Annotated in this window: 23 protein-coding genes; 17 read left to right on the top strand and 6 right to left on the bottom strand. The window is 72.0% G+C overall.

Annotated elements, in window-relative coordinates; genetic code table 11:
* Positions 1-40: 40 nt before the first annotated feature.
* The 16 genes from DEI95_RS07345 (at position 41) to DEI95_RS07270 (ending at position 13,826) form a co-directional block, all read left to right on the top strand.
* On the top strand, positions 41-1,201 hold the full coding sequence (locus DEI95_RS07345; protein ID WP_110825481.1) for a flagellin: 1,161 nt from the start codon (positions 41-43) through the stop codon (positions 1,199-1,201).
* 122 nt (positions 1,202-1,323) lie between these two features.
* Positions 1,324-2,727 carry a flagellar filament capping protein FliD gene (gene fliD, locus DEI95_RS07340; protein WP_111059830.1) on the top strand — a complete coding sequence of 468 codons (1,404 nt, stop codon included), beginning with the start codon at positions 1,324-1,326 and terminating at the stop codon, positions 2,725-2,727.
* Positions 2,728-2,744: 17 nt separating this feature from the next.
* The gene (gene fliS, locus DEI95_RS07335) at positions 2,745-3,227 is read left to right on the top strand and encodes a flagellar export chaperone FliS (RefSeq protein ID WP_111059829.1); all 483 of its coding nucleotides are present in this window, start codon (positions 2,745-2,747) and stop codon (positions 3,225-3,227) included.
* Complete coding sequence (locus DEI95_RS07330; RefSeq protein ID WP_111059828.1) at positions 3,217-3,543, top strand: hypothetical protein; 327 nt, start codon at positions 3,217-3,219, stop codon at positions 3,541-3,543. The genes fliS and DEI95_RS07330 overlap by 11 nt, the downstream gene beginning before the upstream one ends.
* A gap of 159 nt (positions 3,544-3,702) precedes the next feature.
* Positions 3,703-4,047 (top strand): flagellar basal body protein, encoded by a 345-nt coding sequence (locus tag DEI95_RS07325; RefSeq protein WP_110825485.1) that lies wholly within the window; start codon positions 3,703-3,705, stop codon positions 4,045-4,047.
* Positions 4,044-4,439 carry a flagellar basal body rod protein FlgC gene (locus DEI95_RS07320; protein WP_258365955.1) on the top strand — a complete coding sequence of 132 codons (396 nt, stop codon included), beginning with the start codon at positions 4,044-4,046 and terminating at the stop codon, positions 4,437-4,439. Before DEI95_RS07325 ends, DEI95_RS07320 begins: the two co-directional genes overlap by 4 nt.
* On the top strand, positions 4,439-4,744 hold the full coding sequence (fliE, locus tag DEI95_RS07315; RefSeq protein WP_110825486.1) for a flagellar hook-basal body complex protein FliE: 306 nt from the start codon (positions 4,439-4,441) through the stop codon (positions 4,742-4,744). The genes DEI95_RS07320 and fliE overlap by 1 nt, the downstream gene beginning before the upstream one ends.
* Positions 4,744-6,408, top strand: a complete 1,665-nt coding sequence (gene fliF, locus DEI95_RS07310; protein WP_110900063.1) for a flagellar basal-body MS-ring/collar protein FliF — start codon at positions 4,744-4,746, stop codon at positions 6,406-6,408. The genes fliE and fliF overlap by 1 nt, the downstream gene beginning before the upstream one ends.
* On the top strand, positions 6,405-7,442 hold the full coding sequence (gene fliG / locus DEI95_RS07305) for a flagellar motor switch protein FliG (protein ID WP_110825488.1): 1,038 nt from the start codon (positions 6,405-6,407) through the stop codon (positions 7,440-7,442). Before fliF ends, fliG begins: the two co-directional genes overlap by 4 nt.
* A complete protein-coding gene (locus DEI95_RS07300; protein ID WP_111059827.1) occupies positions 7,435-8,064 on the top strand; it encodes a hypothetical protein in 630 nt (209 codons plus the stop codon). The genes fliG and DEI95_RS07300 overlap by 8 nt, the downstream gene beginning before the upstream one ends.
* A complete protein-coding gene (locus DEI95_RS07295) occupies positions 8,061-9,401 on the top strand; it encodes a FliI/YscN family ATPase (protein ID WP_110889744.1) in 1,341 nt (446 codons plus the stop codon). Before DEI95_RS07300 ends, DEI95_RS07295 begins: the two co-directional genes overlap by 4 nt.
* Positions 9,401-9,826 (top strand): flagellar FliJ family protein, encoded by a 426-nt coding sequence (locus tag DEI95_RS07290; RefSeq protein WP_110825491.1) that lies wholly within the window; start codon positions 9,401-9,403, stop codon positions 9,824-9,826. Before DEI95_RS07295 ends, DEI95_RS07290 begins: the two co-directional genes overlap by 1 nt.
* Positions 9,823-10,557, top strand: a complete 735-nt coding sequence (locus tag DEI95_RS07285) for a C40 family peptidase (RefSeq protein WP_111059826.1) — start codon at positions 9,823-9,825, stop codon at positions 10,555-10,557. The genes DEI95_RS07290 and DEI95_RS07285 overlap by 4 nt, the downstream gene beginning before the upstream one ends.
* On the top strand, positions 10,554-12,140 hold the full coding sequence (locus DEI95_RS07280) for a flagellar hook-length control protein FliK (protein WP_111059825.1): 1,587 nt from the start codon (positions 10,554-10,556) through the stop codon (positions 12,138-12,140). Before DEI95_RS07285 ends, DEI95_RS07280 begins: the two co-directional genes overlap by 4 nt.
* Before the next feature lie 26 nt (positions 12,141-12,166).
* A complete protein-coding gene (locus tag DEI95_RS07275; RefSeq protein WP_110889747.1) occupies positions 12,167-12,607 on the top strand; it encodes a flagellar hook assembly protein FlgD in 441 nt (146 codons plus the stop codon).
* A gap of 43 nt (positions 12,608-12,650) precedes the next feature.
* Entirely contained in the window at positions 12,651-13,826 is a 1,176-nt protein-coding gene (locus DEI95_RS07270) for a flagellar hook protein FlgE (RefSeq protein WP_111059824.1), read from the top strand.
* An 80-nt stretch (positions 13,827-13,906) separates the two neighbouring features.
* Here DEI95_RS07270 and DEI95_RS07265 read toward each other — a convergent pair whose 3' ends face one another.
* From DEI95_RS07265 to DEI95_RS07240, 6 genes are all read right to left on the bottom strand, one after another.
* Positions 13,907-15,070, bottom strand: a complete 1,164-nt coding sequence (locus DEI95_RS07265) for an MFS transporter (RefSeq protein ID WP_220036632.1) — start codon at positions 15,068-15,070, stop codon at positions 13,907-13,909.
* Positions 15,071-15,187: 117 nt separating this feature from the next.
* On the bottom strand, positions 15,188-16,171 hold the full coding sequence (locus DEI95_RS07260; RefSeq protein WP_111059822.1) for an aldo/keto reductase: 984 nt from the start codon (positions 16,169-16,171) through the stop codon (positions 15,188-15,190).
* 7 nt (positions 16,172-16,178) lie between these two features.
* Complete coding sequence (locus DEI95_RS07255; RefSeq protein ID WP_111059821.1) at positions 16,179-16,505, bottom strand: carboxymuconolactone decarboxylase family protein; 327 nt, start codon at positions 16,503-16,505, stop codon at positions 16,179-16,181.
* Positions 16,502-16,924 (bottom strand): cupin domain-containing protein, encoded by a 423-nt coding sequence (locus tag DEI95_RS07250; protein ID WP_111059820.1) that lies wholly within the window; start codon positions 16,922-16,924, stop codon positions 16,502-16,504. Before DEI95_RS07250 ends, DEI95_RS07255 begins: the two co-directional genes overlap by 4 nt.
* A 29-nt stretch (positions 16,925-16,953) precedes the next feature.
* Positions 16,954-17,973, bottom strand: a complete 1,020-nt coding sequence (locus DEI95_RS07245; RefSeq protein ID WP_111059819.1) for a zinc-dependent alcohol dehydrogenase family protein — start codon at positions 17,971-17,973, stop codon at positions 16,954-16,956.
* A 148-nt stretch (positions 17,974-18,121) separates the two neighbouring features.
* Positions 18,122-18,991, bottom strand: coding sequence for a helix-turn-helix transcriptional regulator (locus DEI95_RS07240; RefSeq protein ID WP_110825499.1), 870 nt, complete (start codon positions 18,989-18,991; stop codon positions 18,122-18,124).
* Between the two features lie 298 nt (positions 18,992-19,289).
* Between DEI95_RS07240 and DEI95_RS07235 the strand changes: the two genes are divergently transcribed.
* Positions 19,290-20,793, top strand: a 1,504-nt coding sequence (locus DEI95_RS07235) for an MFS transporter (protein WP_309146531.1), incomplete at its 3' end; no start/stop codon positions are given.

The raw sequence follows: 20,793 nt of genomic DNA, 5'->3' as shown, positions 1-20,793 counted from the left end.
ACGGGCTGACGATCGGCCCAGTTTCACGGAGGAACACACCATGGGTATGTCCATCAACACCAACCTCTCGGCACTCAACACGTACCGGAACCTCAACGCGACGCAGAACGACCTGTCGAAGTCCCTCGAGAAGCTCTCGAGCGGCCTCCGCATCAACCGTGCTGCCGACGACGCTGCCGGTCTGTCGATCTCCGAGGGCCTGAAGTCGCAGGTCGGTGGCCTCACGGTCGCCGCCCGCAACGCGCAGGACGGCATCTCCGTCGTGCAGACCGCTGAAGGTGGCCTCACCGAGACCCACTCGATCCTCCAGCGCATGCGCGACCTGGCCGTCCAGGCCGGCAACGACTCGAACAACGACACGTCGCGTGCGGCGATCAAGACCGAGTCCGACCAGCTCCAGAAGGAGCTCGGCCGCATCGCGTCGTCCACCAACTTCAACGGCACCTCGCTGCTCAACAGCAACGCGACGCTGAAGTTCCAGGTCGGCGCGAACGCCGGCACCGACAGCCAGATCGCGGTCGACCTGTCCGGTGCCAACGTCCAGAACATCGTCGACAACCTGAACGGTGGCAGCACCGGTACCGGGACGAAGTTCGTCATCGCCGACGTGGCGGCCCTGGCCGGCGCGGCGACGTTCGAGGTCACGAAGGGCGGCGAGACGACCAGCGTCACCACGGGCAACCTCGGTGCCGCGGGCTCGTTCGACAGCGTGCAGGAGTACGCCGACGCCCTCAAGGCCGACACCGCCTTCGCGGCGAACTTCACCGTCACGGTGGACAAGGACGCGAACGGCGCCGGCACCGGCATCACGGTCACGGCGAACAACGGTGGCGCAGTCGCCGTCGCCGCGCCGGGCACGGGTGTCGCGGCGGGCACCGCTGGTGCGCCCGTCACCGGTGGCGTCGCCTTCGACACCGCCGACAAGGCCCAGGCGTCGATCAAGCTGATCGACGAGCAGATCGCCAAGGTCTCCTCGGCCCGCTCCAACCTCGGTGCGATCCAGAACCGCTTCGACCACGCCATCAACGTGACGAACGTGGCCAAGGAGAACCTCACCGCGGCGAAGTCCCGCATCACCGACGTCGACATGGCGGAGGAGATGGTTAAGTACACGCGCGACAACATCCTCAGCCAGGCCGGCACGTCGATGCTCGCGCAGGCGAACCAGAGCACGCAGGGCGTCCTGTCGCTGCTCCGCTAGTCGCACCGGTCGTCACCACCGAGGAGCCGTTCGGGTGCTCCTCGGTGGTGGCGCCCACCCCCTCGGACTGACCGCGGTCGGTCCGCCACCACCTCGATCCGACGACCGCCGGGGAGCCCGCGATGTCCACCACGTCCGCGACGAGCACCTCGCTCGCTATCGACGGCCTGGTCTCCGGCCTGAAGACGTCCGAGCTCATCAACTCGCTCATGTCGATCGAGCAGGTCCCGCAGACCCTGCTCAAGGCGAAGGTCACGACGACCAACTCGTTCATCTCGTCCCTGCAGACGATCAACGGGCTCGTGCAGTCGCTCGCGACCAAGGCGTCCGCCGCAGCGAAGGCCGGCTCGCTCGACCTGTACACGGCGACGTCGAGCGCGACGAACGCCACCGTGTCGACGAGTGCGGCGGCCACGCCCGGTTCCGTCTCGTTCACCGTCGGGCAGACCGCCGCCGCGCAGGTGGGTGTCACTGCCGCGATGTCGTCCTGGGGGGACACCGCGTCGCCGCTGACGTTGACGAAGCCCGACGGCACGACCACGACGGTCACGCCGAAGACGGGCTCGCTCGACGACACCGTGACGGCGATCAACGCCTCCACCGCCGGTGTCACCGCGACGAAGGTCGCCGCCGGCACCGACGCCGCCGGCACGAAGCTCTACCGCCTGCAACTGACGAGCACCGCCACCGGCGCGGCGAACGGCTTCACCCTGCACCGGGGGACCGCCGCCGACGTCACGGCCGGGACCGCGACGGACGTGTTCGCGGAGACCGGCGCCGCCGTCGTGACCCGGGCCGCCGACGCCTCGGTCACGCTGTGGGCGGGCTCCGCCGCCGCCCAGACCGTGACGAGCGCGACGAACGCGTTCACCGACCTGCTGCCCGGCGTCAACGTCACCGTCTCGAAGGCGTCCGCGGAGCCCGTGACGATCACGGTGGCCCGCGACACGACGAAGGCGCAGGGCGTGGCGTCCGGACTCGTCGACGCGCTGAACGCCGTCACGTCCTACTACGCCTCGAACACCGGCGTGACGAGCACCACCAGCCCGACGAACGGGACGACCAGCACCACCGCCGGTGTCCTGCTGGGCGACGCGACCACCCGCTCGGCCGTGCAACGGCTGACGAGCGCGATGTCGACACCGGTGAACGGGAAGTCCCCGTCCTCCATCGGCATCGTCATCTCGAAGGACGGCGACTTCGACTTCGACGCTGCCGCCTTCCAGAAGGCCCTCGCGGCCGACCCCGCCGGGACCCAGGCGATCCTGTCCGGCGTCGCGGAGGCCGTCGCGGACGCCGCCACCACCGCCAGCGACAAGTACTCCGGCTCCATCACCACCGCGATCACGGGCAAGCAGTCCGTGGTCAAGGACCTCACCACGCAGATCGACTCGTGGAACGACCGCCTGACCATGCGTCGGGCGACGCTGCAGACCCAGTACGCCGCGCTCGAGACGAGCCTCAGCAAGCTGCAGTCGCAGTCGAGCTGGCTCGCCGGGCAGCTCGCGTCGATGTCCGCGAACTGAGCCGCAGGAGAACCGACATGAACGCCTACGACCTCAGCGGCGCGGCCGCCTTCCGGCAGGCAGCGACGCCACGTTCGGTGACCGAGCAGCGCCGTGCCCAGTACACGAACGAGGCGGTCCTGTCGGCGACCCCGGCGCAGCTCGTCACGATGCTCTACGACCGACTGCTGCTCGACCTGCACCGCGCCGAGACCGCACAGGTGGCGTCCGACTGGGACGCCGCCCGCGACCAGCTCATGCACGCGCAGGCGATCGTGGGGGAGCTGTCGTCCACGCTGAAGATCGACGTGTGGGACGGCGGCGAGGGACTGCTCGCGGTGTACAACTACGCGTCGACGTCCCTCATCACCGCGAACGTGCACCGGGACGTGCAGGCCACGCGTGACTGCATCCGGATCCTCGAGCCGCTCCGCCAGGCCTGGCACGACGCGGCCGCCTCGCTGCCGGCGACCCCGGCCGCACCGCAGCAGACCGCCGGCGGGGCCCTCGGTGTCGCCTGAGTCGGAGGCCGACAGCGCGGGTCCGTCCGACGCGGACGACGTCTCGCGCGCCCGCTGGGAAGCGGTGCTCGACGCCCTCGAGGCGACGCTCGACGGTGGCGCGACCGCCGACGAGCCGTGGACCGAACCGACCGGGCTGGGACCGGTCCCGCGCGACCTGGTGGGCCGCGCCTCCCGGCTGCTCGCCGCGCAGCGCGACCGCATCGTCGCCGTCGAGGACGCCCGCCGCACCGCCCTCGACCACCTCGGCGCACTGCGCGCCGTCGACGCCACGCGGCTGCCGTCCGGCTCCGTGTACCTCGACGCCAGCGCCTGACGCACCCGTCGGCCCCCCGTTCGGGGCGACGGCTTACACGGCTCGTCGGACCCGCCGATAGGCCATCCCGAGCACGGATCGCTCGACGACAGGCCACGGATCGGCCACCACCGCTTCGGCGACGTCCTCGGTGACGACGCCCGACGAGGGGACCCCTCCGTGTTCGACTCCGTGACGTCGGCTGCGCTGCAGAGCGCGCTCGACGGTCTCTCGATGCGTCAGCGTGTGATCGCCGACAACATCGCGAACATCAACACGACCGGCTACCGGGCGCAGAAGGTCCGGTTCGAGGACGCGCTCGCGAAGAGCATCGTCGACGGAGACGGCCACACCGCGCCGTCCGTCGCGCGGAGCCTCGAGCCGACCAACACGAACGGGAACAACGTCAACCTCGACGAGGAGACGCTCTCGAACGTCGACACCGTGCTCCGCTACCAGTTCGCCACGCAGGCGGTCGGCGGTGAGGCCACGAGCCTCCGCACGGCGATGCGGACCAACTCGTGACGACCTTCGACGCGATCGGCATCGCGAGCACCGGCATGACCGTGCACCGGAAGTGGCTCGACGCGATCTCCGACAACATCGCGAACGTCAACACCGTCCGGTCGATGGACGACTCCGCGTTCCAGGCCCGGTACGTCGAGGTCCAGGAGGGCAACGGCGTGTCCGGCGCGTACGTGAAGGGCGCCGCGTTCGGCAGCGCCGCCGGCCGCGTGACCTACGAGCCGGACAACCCGCTCGCGGACGCCGAGGGGTACGTCCGCATGCCGGACATCGACCTCGGGACGCAGATGGCGGACCTCATCATGGCCCAGCGCGGCTACCAGGCGAACGCCGCCGTGGTCGACCGTGCCAAGACCGCCTACGAGGCGGCACTGCAGATCGGGAAGAACTGATGCCCATCGACGCCGTGAACGGTGTGACCACCAACGCGATGACGAACGCCGCGACCAGCGTGTCCGGCACCACGAGCGACGGCGGCGACGGGTTCGCCGCGAGCCTCGGGTCGGCCGTCGACGGCCTGCAGCAGCTGCAGAGCGACTCGAAGACGCTCGCGCTCAAGGCGGTCACCGGCAACCTCGACGACATCCACGACGCCACCATCGCGTCCACCCGCGCGCAGGTCACCCTCGAACTCGTCGCCGCCGTCCGCAACAAGGGCGTCGACGCGTTCAACGAGATCATGCGGATGCAGGCCTGATGCCCGCGGGGATGCAGGGCGTGCTCGGCCGGCTCGGCGCGTACGTCAAGGGGTTCACCGCCGCGCAGCGGACCATCGCCGTCATCGGCATCGCCGCCCTCGTGCTCGGGGGCATCGCCTTGGCGTCGTGGCTCGGCAAGCCGTCCTACGCGCCGCTCTTCACCGGGCTGGCCGCCGCCGACGCGAGCTCGATCACCGACCAGCTCACCACCGACGGCGTCCCGTACCAGCTCACCGACGGCGGGGCGACGATCCTCGTGCCGCAGGACAAGGTGTACGGGGAGCGACTCGCGGCCGCGTCGAACGGGCTGCCGTCCTCGAACGAGGGCGGCTACTCGCTGCTCGACACGATGGGCGTGACGAGCTCCGAGTTCCAGCAGGACGTCACGTACAAGCGGGCGATCGAGGGCGAGCTCGCCAAGACCATCTCCGCGATGGACGGCGTGCAGACCGCGAGCGTCCAACTCGCCATCCCGGAGAAGTCCGTGTTCGTCGACGAGGAGAAGGACCCGACCGCGTCGGTGTTCATCGCGACGAAGAACGGTGCCGAGCTCGGCTCGGACCAGGTCCAGGCGATCGTGCACCTGACGAGCGCCGCCGTCGAGGGCATGCAGCCGACCGACGTGTCCGTGGTCGACCAGAAGGGGCAGACCCTGTCCGCGGTGGGCACCGGCGCGACCGGCTCGGGCACCGACCAGGCCGCCGACTACGACGCCGCCACGAGCAAGAAGATCCAGGACCTGCTCGACACGACGCTCGGCGCCGGCAACGCGAGCGTCGTCGTCTCCGCGACGATGAGCGACAACTCCGGCACCCGGACGACCGAGTCCTACACGACGCCGACGACCGGCCCCGTCGCGCTCAACGAGTCCTCCACGAAGGAGGAGTACGGCGCGGGCTCCGGTGCCGGCGCGAACGCCACCGGTGTCCTCGGTCCGGACAACATCGCCGTGCCGAACGGCACCGCGGGCGCCGGGACGGACGGCGGCTACCAGAACGAGTCGGCGACGAAGAACAACGCGGTCGACAAGACGACCGAGACCACCCAGATCCCGGCCGGGGCGATGGACCGTCAGACGATCTCGGTCGCGCTCAACTCCGGGGCGACGTCGGTGCAGGGCGTCAACCTGCAGAGCATCAACGACCTGGTCGCGAACGCCGCCGGCATCGACACAGCGCGGGGCGACCGGGTCGAGGTCGCGATGATGGACTTCGACACGAGCGCCGCGGACGACGCGGCGAAGGCGCTCGAGGCGCAGCAGAAGGCGGACGAGCAGGAAGCGCTCTGGTCGGCGATCCGCACGGCGGGCATCGTCGTCGGCGTCGTGCTGGCACTCGTCGCGGTGATGGTGTTCCTCGCCCGCCGCAGCCGGCGTCAGCAGCGTGAGCAGGTCGACATCGGCGAGCTCGACGCGTTCGGCGATGCGTTCCAGCTGCCGCTCGCCGTCGAACCGGCCGACCACCGCACGGGTCTGGACGCCGGGGACGCGCCGACCGTCGCCCTGCAGGCCCTGCCCGTCGAGGACGCTCCGACGGAGGTGCTCACCACCGACGAGATCACGGCCGAGCGTCGGCGCCAGGACATCTCCGCCCTCGCCGAGCGGGACCCGAAGCGCACGGCCGAGCTCCTCCGCGGGCTGCTCGACGACCGGGCGTCGGTGTGAGCGCCGTCGTCCCCGCGCCCGGCACCGACCGGCAGCTGACCGGCGCGCAGAAGGTGGCGCTCATCCTCATGCAGATGGAGACCGAGCGCGCCGCCGAGGTGATGAAGCAGTTCTCCGAACTCGAGGCCGAGGAGATCTCGGCCGAGATCGTGCGGATGCGTCGCGTCGACGACGAGACCGTCGACCGCACGCTCAGCGAGTTCCACCGCCTGACCCGCACCGGGCGCACCGGTCGCCGCGGCGGCAAGGACACCGCGCTCGGGCTGCTCGAGGCGTCCTTCGGGGCCGAGCGCGCCGCCGGCGTGATGGACCGTCTCGCCTCCAACCTGGCCGGTCAGTCGTTCGAGTTCCTCGACGACGCCGAGCCCGGGCAGGTGATCGCCCTGCTCGAGGGCGAGCTGCCGCAGACCATCGCCCTGGTCCTCGCGCACCTCAAGCCGGGGCAGGCCAGCGCCGTGCTCGCCGGCGTGGACGAGCGGGTCCGGACGGACGTCGCGCAGTCGTTCGCCACCATGGGCACCGCCACCCCGGAGTCGGTGGGCATCGTCGCCGGCGTCCTCCGTGCGCGTGCCGGTGCCGTCGTCTCGCCCCGCGAGAGCGTCGAGGTCGTCGGCGGCATCGCGCCGCTCGTCGAGATCATCAACCGTTCCGACGTCGCGACCGAGAAGGCCGTGCTCGACGGCCTGGAGGCCCGTGACCCGGAGCTCGCCGAGGACATCCGTTCCCGCATGCTCACCTTCGAGGACATCGTCAAGCTCGAGTCGCGCGACATCCAGCAGGTCCTGCGCGGCATCGACTCGAAGATCCTCGCCACCGCCATGAAGGGCGCCCCGGTCGCGGTCGTCGAGACGATCCGCGCCAACGTGTCCGAGCGCAACCGCGAGCTCCTGGACGACGAGGTGCAGTCGATGGGCCCGGTCCGGGTGTCGCAGGTCGAGGAGGCCCGCGCCGAGGTGGTCCGGTCCGTCCGCGAGCTCGAGGCCCAGGGCGTCATCACGGTGCACCGTGCCGAAGAGGACGAGCTCGTTGACTGACGCCTTCGCCCCGGTCGCGTTCCCGGTCATCACGGACGCCGCGGTCACCCGCCGCGCCGCGAGCGCTGACGTCCGTGGGCACGCTGCCGGCTACGCAGCCGGTCTCCGGGTCGCCCAGGTCGAGACGGAGGCGCTCCGTGCACGGCTCGTCGCCGAGCACGAGGCGCGCCTCGCGGCCCTCGACGCCGTCGTCGCCGAACGGGTCGCCGTCCTCGACCGCGCCGCGGCAGCGCTGCAGGCCCGGGTCGCACCGGTGCTGGCGGCCGCCGAGGAGTCCGTCGCCGCCGCGGCCGTCGACCTCGCCGAGGCCGTCGTCGGGTCCGCGATCCGGGCCTCCCGTCCGGACGGCGACGGCAGCGGTCCGACCGGCCGACGCGCCGCCTCGGCCGAGGAGACCGTCCGACGCGCCCTCGCGGCCGCGGACGCGCCGGTCGCGACGGCGGTGCGGCTGAGCCCGGCCGACGCGGCCGTGCTCGCCGACGTGACCCTGCCGGTCCCGGTGGTCGCCGACCCCGCGCTGCGGGACGGCGACGCCGTGGTCGACCTGCCGGACGGCGTCCTCGACGCCCGGATCGACGCAGCGCTCGCCCGCGCCCGCGTCGCGCTCGGGGTCCTCCGGTGACGGCGACCCTGCTCCGGCCACGCGGTCTGGACGTGGCCGTCGCCGCGGCCCGCCCGCAGCGCGTCGGGACCGTGACGAGCGCGGTCGGTCTCGGGCTGACGATCGCCGGGCTCGACGCCCGTGTCGGCGAGGTCATCACGGTCGGGGCGGAGGGCGGCGAGCAGACCGCCGTCGAGGTCGTCGCGACCGACGCGTCCGGCGTGCGCTGCATGCCCCTCGGGCGGCTCACCGGCATCACCGCGGGCACTCCGGCGCGGTCGACCGGGCGACCCGTCCTCGTCCCGACCGGGACCGGCCTGTTCGGGCGGGTGCTCGACGGGCTCGGACGGCCGATCGACGACCGGGGGCCGCTGGACACCGACGCGTGGGTCCCGCTCGACCACGACACGCCGAACGCGATGGCGCGCACCCGGATCGACACCCCGCTGCAGCTCGGCGTCCGGGTGCTCGACACACTCACGACGGTCGGGCGGGGGCAGCGCATGGGGCTCTTCGCGGGCTCCGGCGTCGGCAAGTCCTCGTTGCTGTCGATGATCGCGCGGGGGAGCGACGCCGCCGTCAACGTGATCGCCCTCGTCGGTGAGCGCGGCCGCGAGGTGCGCGAGTTCCTCGAGGACGACCTCGGCGCGGAGGGGCTCGCGCGGTCGATCGTCGTCGTGTCGACGTCCGACGAACCGGCCCTCATGCGGCTGCGCGCGGCCTTCGTCGCCACCCGGATCGCGGAGTCGTTCCGCGACGCCGGCCAGGACGTCGTCCTCATGATGGACTCGCTCACCCGCGTCGCGATGGCCCAGCGCGAGATCGGACTGTCGGTCGGGGAACCCCCGGCCACCCGGGGCTACCCGCCGTCGACCTTCTCCGTGCTCGCGGGGTTGCTCGAGCGTGCCGGCACCGACCGGGTCGGCAGCGTCACCGGGCTGTACACCGTGCTCGTGGACGGCGACGACCACAACGAGCCGATCGCCGACGCGGCGCGCAGCATCCTGGACGGACACGTCGTGCTCGACCGCAAGCTCGCGGTCACCGGGCACTTCCCGTCCGTCGACGCGCTCGGGTCGATCTCGCGCGTGGCTTCGAAGGTGACGACCCCCGAGCAGCGGGCGGTCGCGACCACCCTGCGGAAGGTCATGGCAGCGCGGCGCAGCGCCCAGGACCTGCTCGACGTCGGTGCCTACCAGCGCGGGACGAACCCGCTCGTGGACGCCGCCGTGGACCACCAGGACGCCATCGACGGGTTCCTGCGGCAGGGCATGGCCGAGCAGGTCACCGCCGCAGGGTCCTGGGAGCGTCTGGCCGGTCTCGTCCGCACGCTCGGCGTGTCCGGGAGCGTGTCCTGATGGCGCGCCGGTTCCCGCTCGCCGGGCTCCTCCGCCTCCGCCACGCCGAACAGGACCGTGCCGCAGCGTCCCTCGCCGACGCGAACGGACGGGTCCGCGACGCCGCCGACGCCCGGATGGCCGCACGCCGCACCCTCGACGACGAGCCGCAGACGGTGACCGACGCAGCGACGCTCAGCGCCGTCGCGTCGGCCCGTGCCGCGACCCGGGGGATGCTCGAGGAACTCGACGCCGTCGTCCGGTCCCGCCGTGCCGACGCCGAGCGGGCGCAGGAGACCTACAACGCCGCACGCCGGTCCGCCCTCGGGCTGGAGAAGCTCGAGGGGCAGCACACCAGCCGTGTCGCCGCCGAGGACCTGCGTGCCGAACAGACCGCGCTCGACGAGATCGCCGCGCGCCGCCGCACCGAAGGGGGAAGCCGATGAGCATCGACGCCGTGCTCTCGCGGATCAGTGAGATCCGCAGCCGGATCGAGACGCTGCAGGGCGGTACCACCGTGCCGACGTCCGCCGCGTCCTCGTCCGCTTTCGCCGACGCCCTGGCCACCGCCACGGGTACCGGCACCGGCTCCGCCACGGCGGCGCCCGCCGCTCCGGCGAGCACGGCCGCCGCGTCCGCCGCCCCCGCGACCTCCGTCGACGCCGGGCACGGCACCATCGCGACCGGCAGCGGCGCGACCGGGGACGACGTCGTCGCCGCCGCGAAGCAGTACCTCGGCGTCCCGTACGTGTTCGGCGGCGAGACCCGGGCCGGCATGGACTGCTCCGGTCTCGTGCAGACCGTCTTCAAGGACCTCGGCGTGAGCATGCCCCGCGTCGTGCCGGACCAGGCCGACATGGGCGTCGCGGTGCCGTCGCTCGCGCAGGCGCAACCCGGTGACCTCATCATCCCGAAGGGCGAGGGGCACATCGTCATCTACCTGGGCGACGGCAAGGTCCTCCACGCGCCGCGGCCCGGCAAGGACGTCCGGATCGTCGACAACTGGTACTCGGACGGCGACATCGCCACCATCCGGCGCATCGTCCCCTCCGGCCAGGAGGCAGCAGCCGCTGCCGCCGCGAAGTCCGTCCCGACGGTCGGTGCAGCGGGGATGCCGAGCACGACCGACCTGCAGACCGCGGCACTCAAGTCGCTCCTCGCCGGGAGCGCCGCATGAACGCCGTGACCGCTCCGCCGTCCGGAGTCGCCCCGGGGGCCGACGCGTCCCGTGGCCGGAGCACCAGCAGGCCGGACGCCGCTGCCGGCTTCGGACTGGCGTTGACGACCGCCGCCGCGCAGCTCGCCTCCGGGCGGTCCGACGAACGCGGTGTGGCCCGGGACGGCAGGACCTCGTCCGCGAGCCGGTCGTCGGCCGACACCGCCGCCCGACCGAGCGCCGACGCCACAGCCCCCGCCGGCGACCCGTCGGTCGTCGACGCCGGTGTGGTCGCTCTCGGCGGGACCCTCCCGGTCGTGCCGACGAGTGGGACGGTGGCGTCGGGCACGCAGTCCGGTCCCGCATCCGCTGCGCCGGTCCCGGCGGCGATCGGAGGGACCCCGGGCGCCGCAGACCCCGGCCAGCCGACCACGGCCGGCCCGGAGACCGTCGCGGTGACGACGGGCGGTCCGTCCGCCGCCGTCGCTGCCGCTCCGACCGGCTTCGACACGGCGGGAGCGCTCGCTCCCGCGTCCGGACCGTCCGCCACCGCCGCCGACCGGTCCTCGACCGGCAGCGAGACCACTCGTGCCGCCGACGACGCCACGGCCGACGGCACCGGCCGGCCCTCGGGCCCCTCCGCACCGATCGCCGCCGTGGGATCCCCGGACGCCGGCGCCGCGGTCGCGACGGGCGCGGTCCCGGCCATCGCGGTCCCGGCAGCCGCCGCCACCGGTTCCCCGAGCGGCTCGACAGCGGGCGCGACGGGCAGCGGGGTCGGTACGCCGACACCGGTCGCCACGGCACCGTCGGCCACCGGGCAGTCCGCTCCCGCTCAGGCAGACCCGGCACCGGCCACTCCCGCCCTGTCCACTCCGGCGCTGTCCACTCCGGCGCTGGCCACCCCGGCGCTGTCCACTCCGGCGCTGGCGGCCCCGGCCATGCCCGCTCCGACCATGGCCGGCGCGGCGGCCGACGGCGCGCAGACGGGCGCCGCTCGACCCGGCCACGCGGCGGGCGCAGCCGCTCCAGACCAGGGCGGGACGGGCCTCCCGGCCGTGACCGGAACAGACGCACCGGTCGTGCTCGCCGCCCCGGCGACCACCGGGTCGACCGCGTCGACCAGCGGCGCAACCGCACCCGCCGCCCCCACCGGCACCGCAGCGCCGAACCAGCCCCTCACCCAGCAGCTCGCGCGACCGCTGTTCTCGCTCGCGGCCGCCGGTCCCGGTCAGCACGTCGTGACCGTGCAGCTGACGCCCGACGCGCTCGGCCCGGTCACGGTTCGTGCCCACGTCACGGGGCACGGCATGCACGTCGAGCTGTTCGCCGCCTCCGACGCCGGGCGCGATGCCGTCCGCCAGATCCTGCCCGACCTGCGCCGCGAGGCCGCGGGTGGCACGACCCTCGACCTGTCCGCCCAGAACCGGCCGGGCGGTGACCCGGCCGACGCCGGAGCCCGCGACGGCCGCCGGGGAGCAGGTCCGGACCCGGTCCGCACCGACCCCCGCCTGGCCGGCCGGGAGGCGCGCCTCACCGCTGCCTCCGACCTCCCCTCCGCCTCGACCACCGTCCGCACCGCGGGACTCGACGTCCTCGCCTGACCGGCCACCACGACAAGGAACACGACATGCCACTCGACGGGATCACCGGCTCCGTGGACACCGCCACGCAGGCCGCCGCCCTCGCGGCCGACACGGCGTCCTCGCGGTCGCAGACGATGGACTCCGAGGTCTTCATGAAGCTCCTCGTGACGCAGCTCCGCAACCAGGACCCGTCGTCGCCGATGGACACGAACCAGATGATCAGCCAGCAGACGCAGCTCGCGATGATGGAGCAGATCACCAACCAGACCACGACGGCCAACGAGGGCTTCTCGTTGCAGATGCGCATGGCCGCCGCGAACCTCGTCGGGAAGCAGGTCAGCTACACCGACGCCACCTCGGGCAAGGCCGTCACCGGGACCGCGACCGCGGTGTCCTACGCCGAGAGCGTGCCGACCGTGACCGTGAACGGGAAGGAGGTCGATCTCGACGTGATCTCCGGTATCTCCACCGCCTCCGGCTCCTGACCCTCCCTCCTCCTCCGCTTCCTCGTCCACGAAGGGACGCACCATGCTCCGCTCGCTCTACTCCGGCATCTCCGGCCTCCGCTCGCACCAGCAGATGCTCGACGTCACCGGCAACAACATCGCCAACGTGAACACCGTCGGGTTCAAGACCTCGACCACCGTGTTCCAGGACACTCTCTCCCAGATGACCCAGGGTGCCGGTGGCCCGCAGACCGGCATCGGCGGCACGAACCCCGCGCAGATCGGTCTCGGCGTGCAGGTCGCCGGTGTCTCGACCAACTTCGCCCAGGGCTCGGCGCAGGCCACCGGCAAGGCGACCGACCTGATGATCTCCGGCGACGGCTTCTTCGTCACCCGCCTCGGCAACGACACCGTCTACAGCCGCGCCGGCGCGTTCGACTTCGACGCCGACGGTCGCCTCGTCACCGCCGACGGCAAGATCGTGCAGGGCTACTCCGCCACCAACGGCGTCGTGAACGACGGCGGGCAGCTCACCGACATCACCCTGCCGCTGCAGGCCGCCGCGCCCGCCACCGCGACGAGTGCCGCCACCGTGTCCGGCAACCTGCCGTCCGACACCGCGGTGGGGGAGACCCTGAACCGCGACGCCACCGTCTTCGACCAGTACGGGACGAAGCACACCCTCTCGCTCGCCTACACGAAGACGGCCACCGGCTGGTCCGTCGCGGCCTCGAACGGGCAGGGCACCTCGGCCACCGGGACGATCGCCTTCGGCACCGACGGCAAGATCTCCCGCGGCGCCACCCTGCAGGTCGGTGGCATCGCGGTCGACATGACGCAGCTCACCGGCTTCGCGGCGCTGAACACCGCGTCGATCTCGTCGCAGAACGGCCACGAGGCGGGGTCGCTGCAGAGCTACTCCATCTCGAAGGACGGCACCGTGATGGGGACGTTCTCGAACGGATCGTCGCTGGCCGTCGGACGGATCGCCCTCGCCACGTTCGCCAACCCGGCCGGCCTCGAGAAGACCGGGGCGTCGGGGTACCGCGCGACGGCGAACTCCGGCCAGGCAACCGTCGGCGTCCCGGGGTCTGCGGGCGTCGGCTCCCTCGCGGCGGGCACGCTCGAGATGTCGAACGTCGACCTGTCGCAGGAGTTCACGAACCTCATCGTGGCGCAGCGCGGCTTCCAGGCGAACGCGCGCATCATCACCACCTCGGACGAGGTGCTGCAGGAACTCACGAACCTGAAGCGCTGAGTCCACGGGGGACTCCGCCGACTCCTGTCCAGGGGTGCTCCCGCAGTCCTGCGGGAGCACCCCTGTCCCTGTGGCGCGGCCTACGCGTCGTCGCTGGCGGGCCAGCGCGCGGGGAAGGCGGTGCGTCGGCCGACGAGCGTGAGCACGAACGCGACGACGCCGAGGACGGTCATCGTGGCGGGGAGCACGAGCCCGTCGAACGCCGTCAGGAGCAGGGCGCCGACGACGCCCGCGGCGAAGATCGCGACGTTGAAGGCGACGGGCAGGAACGCGCTGGCGACGTCCGCGTCGTCACCGCCGGCGACGGTGAGGGCGGTCTGCAGTTGCGTCGACGCTCCTCCGAAACCGAGTCCCCAAAGCACCGCGGCGACGACGACCGCCGGGGCCGATGCGTGCACGGCGAGCAGGGTGACGGCGGCTGCGATGAAGACGAGGACGCTCGCGTGGAGGAGGGTCCGGGGGTGGCGGTCGATGACGGCTCCGGTGATCGCGACACCGACGACGGAGGCGATGCCGTAGAGCAGCAGCAGCACGTCGACCCCGATGCCGTTCCCCGCGACGCGCAGGTACGGCTCGATGTACGTGTAGATGGTGTTGTGGCCGAGCATCCAGGCGGCGATGACGGCGAGCACGACCGCGACGCCGGGCTTGCTGATGACGCGTCGGACGGGAAGGCGCGAGGCGGCTGATCGTCCCTCGACGTCGGGGACGACGACCACGATCAGCACCAGCACGATCACGCCGATGGCACTCAGGCCGCCGAATGACCACCGCCAGCCGAAGGCGGTGCCGAGTGCGGACCCGAGCGGTGTTCCGAGGGCGAACCCGAGCGGCGCACCCACGGACACGACGGCGAGCGAGAGGCCAGCACGGCTCGGTGGGCTGATCTTCCGGGCGTACGCGGCGAACATGCCCCAGACCACCCCGGAGGCGGCTCCTGCGAGCAGGCGGGATGCGAGCGAGAGCGCCACGACCCCGGACAGCGCGGTGAGGGTGTTCCCCAGCGCCAGTACGGTGATCGCGGTGAGGAGCAGGGGCTTCCGGCGGAATCCGCGGGTGAGGGTGATCGCGGGGACCGTGACGACGATCGTGCCGAGGGCGTAGGCGCTGATCATCAGCCCGATGGTGCTCTCGCTGGTGCTGAGGCCGCTGGCGATCGCGGAGAGCAGCCCGGCCGGCATCGTCTCCATGGTGACGAGCACGAACCCCATGGCGGTGAGGAGGAACAGGCTGAGCCATGGCATGCGTTCCGGTGCGGCAGTCCCAGCAGGCGCCGCCGTCATCGCGTCGTTCGTCATGTCGTTCCTCTCGATCGGGGGAAGAGGCGGCCCGGTGGGAGCGATCCCGCCGGGCCGCTGGGGTCAGCGGTAGTAGCTCGGTCGGCGCAGGGCGTAGTGCCGCTCGAGGGCGTGCACCTCGTCGTCGGTGAGCTCGATGTGCACGGCCGCTGCGGCGTCGGAGAGGTGGTGCTCCTTCGTCGCGCCGACGATGGGTGCCGAGACGACGGGGTTGTGCAGGACCCAGGCCAGGGCCACCTGCGCCATCGAGACGCCGCGGCGTTCGGCGATCTGCTGGACGGCATCCACGACGCCCTCGTCCTGATCGGTGAAGAGCGGGACGCCGTGCATGTCGACGTCGTCCTTGCCGGTGCCGCGGCCGGTGCCGGTCTGGTCCCAGGGACGCGCGACCATGCCCGCTGCCAGCGGCCCCCAGGGGATCGATCCCACGCCGGTGGACTGCAGGAGCGGGAACATCTCGCGCTCCTCTTCGCGCTGCAGGAGGCTGTACTGGTCCTGCATCGAGACGAAACGCGTCCAGCTGTTGCGTTCTGCGATGTGCTGCAGGGTCGCGAACTGCCACGCCCACATCGACGATGCCCCGATGTAGCGCGCCTTGCCTGACTTGACGACGTCGTGCAGCGCTTCCATCGTCTCCTCCATCGGCGTGGTGGGGTCGAAGCGGTGGATCTGGTACAGGTCGACGTAGTCGGTGCCGAGCCGGGTGAGGGAGGCGTCGATCTGCTGCATGATCGCCTTCCGGGACAGGCCGCGGTCGCCGGGGTTCGGCCCGGTCGGGAAGAACACCTTCGTGGCGAGCACGATCTGCTCACGGGAGGCGTACTCGCGGACGGCGCGGCCCACGATCTCCTCCGACGTGCCCTGGCTGTAGACGTTCGCCGTGTCCCAGAAGGTGATGCCGAGTTCGACGGCCTGTCGGAAGAACGGGGCTGCGGCCTGCTCGTCGAGCGTCCAGTCGAACTGGGTGCCCGGGGTGCCGAAGCTCATACAACCGAGGGTGATGCGGCTGACCTCCAGGCCGGAGGTGCCGAGATGGGTGTACTGCATGATGCTCCTAGTCGTGGAAGACGTCGCGGACGACGTTCGCGGCGGTCATGGCCTTCGGCCACCCCGTGGAGAAGGCGGGGTGGGTGATCGTCTCCACCAGTTCCTCCTCGGTGACGCCGTTCTCCTGCGCTCGGCCGAGGTGGAACCGGAGCTGTGCGGCGTCGCCGCCGGCGATGAGCGCCGCCACGGTGACGAGGCTGCGGTCCCTGGCAGCGAGGCCGGGCCGGTCCCAGACGTCGTCGAACAGCACGTCATCGGTGAGGGCGGCGAGCTTCGGGGCGATGTCGCCGATTGCGCGGCGACCACCGCCGACCTGGCGGGGCTGGTTGCTCATCGGGTGGTACCTGCGGACGTGTGCGCGGCCTGGTACTGCTCGTCGGTGACGGGCTCGAGCCAACGCGTGGGGTCGGAGCCGTCCTCGTTCACGTCCAGCAGGGCGAGGTGCGCCATCAGGGTGTCGTCGGCAGCACCGTGCCAGTGTTCTTCCCCAGGCGGGGTCCACACGGTCTCGCCCGCGCGGATCCGGACCACTCGCCCGTCGCGGGTGCCGACGAAGCCGCTGCCCTCGACGCCGTGCAACGTCTGTCCGACGTCGTGGGAGTGCCAGTTGGAGCGAGCTCCGGGCGTGAAGCGCACCAGCGCGGCAGTGAGTCGGGAGGGCGCGGTCGGCCCGGTGATGGGGGTCACCCACACGTCACCGGTGAAGGTGGCGCCGGGGCCGTGCGCCGTGGGCGCCACTGATCTGTGTTCCATGATGATTCCTTCGGGATGCTGGTGGCCGGTCAGAGGGTGAGGAGCACCTTCGTGGCGCGACGCTCGTCCATGGCCTTGTAGCCCTCGGCGGCCTGGTCGAGCGGGAGGGTGAGGTCGAAGACCTTGCCCGGATCGATCTCCCGGTCCCAGATGAGCTGGATCAGCTCGGGCAGGAAGCGGCGCACCGGCGCGGGGCCACCGTGGATGCTCACCCCGCACCCGAACAAGGTGTCGCCCGTGATGGTCAGGTCGTGGGAAACGCCGACGAAGCCGAGGTGCCCACCGGGGCGGGTGGCACCGATGGCCTGGTCCATGGCGCCCTGCGTGCCGACGGCTTCGACCGTGCTGTGCGCGCCGAGTCCGTCGGTCAGGTCCTTCACCTTGGCGATGAAGTCGTCGCCGCGCTCCTCGAGCACGTCGGTGGCGCCGAACTCGCGGGCCAGCGCCTGCCGGTCGGCGTGACGACTGGAGACGATGATCCGGTCAGCGCCCAGCTGCTTCGCCGCGATCACCGCGCAGAGTCCGACCGCGCCGTCGCCGACGATCGCGACGGTCTTGCCGGGGCCGACCTCGGCGGCGACGGCGGCGAACCAACCGGTGCCGAGCACGTCCGACGCAGCCATCAGCGACGGGATCAGGTCAGCGTCGGGCAGCCCGGGCGTCTTCACCAGGGTGCCGTCGGCGAGCGGAATGCGTGCCTTCGTGGACTGCGTGCCGATCGTACCCATCAGGACCCGGTGCGTGCAGAAGGACTGGTACCCGGCCTGACAGATCTCGCACGTGTTGTCGGAGGCCCAGAACGACCCGACGACGAAGTCGCCGGGCTGCACGGTCGTGACGTCGGCACCGATCTCCTCGACCACGCCGACGTATTCGTGGCCCATCGGCCAGTGGTCCACTGGCTCAGCGCCTCGGTACGGCCACAGGTCGGAACCACAGATGCACGTCGCTGCCAGCCGGATGACGGCGTCGGTGGGCTCGACGATCGTCGGGTCTTCGCGCTCTTCGACGGTGACGTCGCCGGGCGCGTTCATGACCACTCCACGCATGGGACTGCTCCTTGTTCGGGGACACGGCACCGGGCGGGGTGCCATGTCCTCCACTCAAGCGGTGGCTGCGCAGAAGAGGGAGTTCCTGGTGTGGGGTGTACGGAGAGAGGACCCCACACCGCCGAGGACGGATCGGGGACGGGAAGGATCAATCGGTGCGCGTCGCCGAGGCCGCGGTCCACGACGCGAGCAGCTCGAGGGCGTGCGCGGTCGGGGACCCGGGTTCGGCTGCGTAGATGGTCATCGACAGGCCGGGATCGGAGAGCATGTCGACGCTCTCGTACGCGAGGTCGAGGTCCCCGACGACGGCGTGGTGGAACAGCTTGCTGCCCGCGCCGTGGAGGCGTACGTCTTGGCGGCCCCACCGCTGCCGGAAATCGGCACTCCGCGTGGAGAGCTCCCCGACGAGGTCCTGCAACGCCTTGTCGTGCGGGTCGCGACCGGCCTCCGTCCGCAGGATCGCGACGGCGGTGTCCGCGGCGACGTCCCAGTTCGGGTAGAAGCCATGGCTGTCGTCGTGCAGGAAGGTGTAGCGGACGAAGTTCGGCGTCTCCCCCGGGTAGGCGTCGTAGAGGGCGGCGTGCATGGCCTGACCCAAGTGGTTCGCTGCGAGCAAGTCCATGCGACCGTTCCGGATGATGGCCGGGGCAGTGATGCTGTCGAGCACCCACTGCAGCGCCGGGCGTGGCTTCCACTGCTTCGCGGGACGCCGCCGAGGCCGCATGGCGGCGGCGGTGCCGTCGGCGGCCTGAGCGAGGTGGAACAGGTGCGCACGCTCGGCGTCGTCCAACTGCAACGCACGAGCCAGGGCGTCGAGCACCGACGCGGAGACGCCGGCGAGTGCACCGCGCTCGAGTTTGGCGTAGTACTCAGGGCTGACCCCGGCGATGGTCGCGACCTCACCGCGTCGGAGACCCTGGACGCGACGCACACCGGACACCTGGATGCCGGCCTGCTCCGGGCTGATGCGGGCCCGGCGCGAGGAGAGGAACTGTGCAGCGTCAGCGTGGTCGTCCATGTCGAAGCACGATAGGCGATCGGCAACCGGGCAGGCACACCCTGCCGGTACACGTCGCGGCCCCTGTACGGGACCATGCCAGTGCCATCGCAGGGCACGCCGCCGTCCATCCGCCACCAGACCCGGCGCTCTGGGCTGCACTCGTCGCGGGCGGCAACGTGGATCATCTCCGGCTGGCGCTCCGACGTTCCGTCGGTGTAGGGTCACGATCACTGAGGTAAAAGGCGCTGCTCTGTGTGGCGCACCAGCACGCGGCATCGAACGAGTCGCCACTTCTTCTCGCGAAGGAGTGTGCCCCGTGTCGCCCAGCCCCTCTCGTCTCTCCGATGCCTGGGTGGCACTGGCGGGTCTCTCGTCGGTGTTCCTGTTCGAGATGCTCGACAACTCCGTGCTCAACGTCGCCCTGCCGAGCATCGGCCGCGACCTGGGGTCGTCGACGACGGGCTTGCAGTGGGTGTCGGGCGCCTACTCGGTCGCGTTCGGCGGGCTCATGCTGCTGTTCGGCGCCGTGGCCGACCGTGTCGGCCGTCGCCGGGTGATGCTGTCCGGCCTCGTCCTGCTCGCGGTGGCGAGCTTCGCCACCGCAGCGGTCACGACGACCGGGCAGCTCATCGCCGTGCGCGTCGTGATGGGCATCGCCGCGGCGATGACCACCCCCGGGTCGATGGCGTTGGCGTTCCGGCTCTTCGACGACGAGGGGCTCCGCGTGCGGGCGCTCACCGTCATCTCGACCGCGGGGCTCGTCGGACTGGCCGTCGGCCCGACGGTCGGCGGGTTCGTCCTCGCCGTCGCCCCGTGGCAGGTGCTGCTGCTGGCCGACGTGCCGATCGCGCTGCTCGCCCTCGTCGGCATCCGACTCGGGGTCGCCCGTGACGAAGCGTCAGCCCTCCGGCGCGACCCGGTCGACGTCATCGGCGGGCTGCTGGGCACCGCCACCGTGACGGCAGCGCTCGTGACGCCCACCCTCCTCGTCCACCCGGGGAGCACCTCCCCGTGGGGGTGGACCACCCTCGCCCTGGCCGCGGTGGCAGCGGCGGGCTTCGTCGTCCGCGAACGGACGGCGCCGCACCCGCTGATCGACCTGCACCTGCTCGCCCGACCGCTGGTGTCCAGCGGTCTCGCGTTCAAGGCCGCGTCAGGACTCGCCGTGGCCGGGTTGTCGTACCTCGTGACGCTGCAGCTGCAGTTCGCCTGGGGGTGGCCGCCGGCACTGGCTGCGCTGGGGACCCTGCCGCAGGTCGTCGTCCTGCTGGCCGGCGGCAGGTTCGTCGGGCCGATCGTCCACCGGGTCGGCCTCGGCCGGGCTGCGTGGACGAGCGCAGCCGCGGTCGTGTCGGGCCTCGCCGTCTTCGGCGCCCTGAGCCGCCTCGGCTACGTGTGGGTGCTCATCGCGCTCGTGCTCGTCGCCGCCGGTATGCGGGTCGTCGGCGTCGTCGCCGGCGCTTCGGTGCTCTCGGGTCTGCCTGCGGACCGCACCTCGGTCGGTGCCGCTCTCGTCGACACCTCGAGTGAACTCGCCGGGGGCGCCGCGGTCGCCGTGGCGGGGACCGTCGTCGCCGCCTTCGTCACCGGGAGCATCACCACGTCCGGGTGGACGGCCGTCCGCTCGGGCGCGTTCCAGGACGGCCTCGCCGTCGCAGGGCTCGGGCTCGCCGCCGTCGCCGCCCTGCTCGTCGTCGTCGGGATGCTCCGGACACGGATCGGCGACCGACCGGAGGACGCCGGCGGCGTGGACACTCCAGACGACGGCACCGCCCCGTCCGCCCAGACCGCCCCGTCCGCCCAGACCGCCCCGTCCGCCC

Origin of the sequence: Curtobacterium sp. MCBD17_008 (genome assembly GCF_003234475.1) — a bacterium.
Taxonomy (GTDB): domain Bacteria; phylum Actinomycetota; class Actinomycetes; order Actinomycetales; family Microbacteriaceae; genus Curtobacterium.
Note: the sequence above shows the minus strand (reverse complement) of the source record. Positions and strands in the feature narration are given on the sequence as shown.

Coding starts and splice junctions, on each gene's coding strand:
- DEI95_RS07345 (WP_110825481.1), top strand. CDS start 41: ATGGGTATGTCCATCAACACCAACCTCTCGGCACTCAACACGTACCGG.
- fliD (WP_111059830.1), top strand. CDS start 1,324: ATGTCCACCACGTCCGCGACGAGCACCTCGCTCGCTATCGACGGCCTG.
- fliS (WP_111059829.1), top strand. CDS start 2,745: ATGAACGCCTACGACCTCAGCGGCGCGGCCGCCTTCCGGCAGGCAGCG.
- fliE (WP_110825486.1), top strand. CDS start 4,439: ATGCCCATCGACGCCGTGAACGGTGTGACCACCAACGCGATGACGAAC.
- fliF (WP_110900063.1), top strand. CDS start 4,744: ATGCCCGCGGGGATGCAGGGCGTGCTCGGCCGGCTCGGCGCGTACGTC.
- DEI95_RS07290 (WP_110825491.1), top strand. CDS start 9,401: ATGGCGCGCCGGTTCCCGCTCGCCGGGCTCCTCCGCCTCCGCCACGCC.
- DEI95_RS07285 (WP_111059826.1), top strand. CDS start 9,823: ATGAGCATCGACGCCGTGCTCTCGCGGATCAGTGAGATCCGCAGCCGG.
- DEI95_RS07280 (WP_111059825.1), top strand. CDS start 10,554: ATGAACGCCGTGACCGCTCCGCCGTCCGGAGTCGCCCCGGGGGCCGAC.
- DEI95_RS07275 (WP_110889747.1), top strand. CDS start 12,167: ATGCCACTCGACGGGATCACCGGCTCCGTGGACACCGCCACGCAGGCC.
- DEI95_RS07270 (WP_111059824.1), top strand. CDS start 12,651: ATGCTCCGCTCGCTCTACTCCGGCATCTCCGGCCTCCGCTCGCACCAG.
- DEI95_RS07265 (WP_220036632.1), bottom strand. CDS start 15,070: ATGCCATGGCTCAGCCTGTTCCTCCTCACCGCCATGGGGTTCGTGCTC.
- DEI95_RS07260 (WP_111059822.1), bottom strand. CDS start 16,171: ATGCAGTACACCCATCTCGGCACCTCCGGCCTGGAGGTCAGCCGCATC.
- DEI95_RS07255 (WP_111059821.1), bottom strand. CDS start 16,505: ATGAGCAACCAGCCCCGCCAGGTCGGCGGTGGTCGCCGCGCAATCGGC.
- DEI95_RS07250 (WP_111059820.1), bottom strand. CDS start 16,924: ATGGAACACAGATCAGTGGCGCCCACGGCGCACGGCCCCGGCGCCACC.
- DEI95_RS07245 (WP_111059819.1), bottom strand. CDS start 17,973: ATGCGTGGAGTGGTCATGAACGCGCCCGGCGACGTCACCGTCGAAGAG.
- DEI95_RS07240 (WP_110825499.1), bottom strand. CDS start 18,991: ATGGACGACCACGCTGACGCTGCACAGTTCCTCTCCTCGCGCCGGGCC.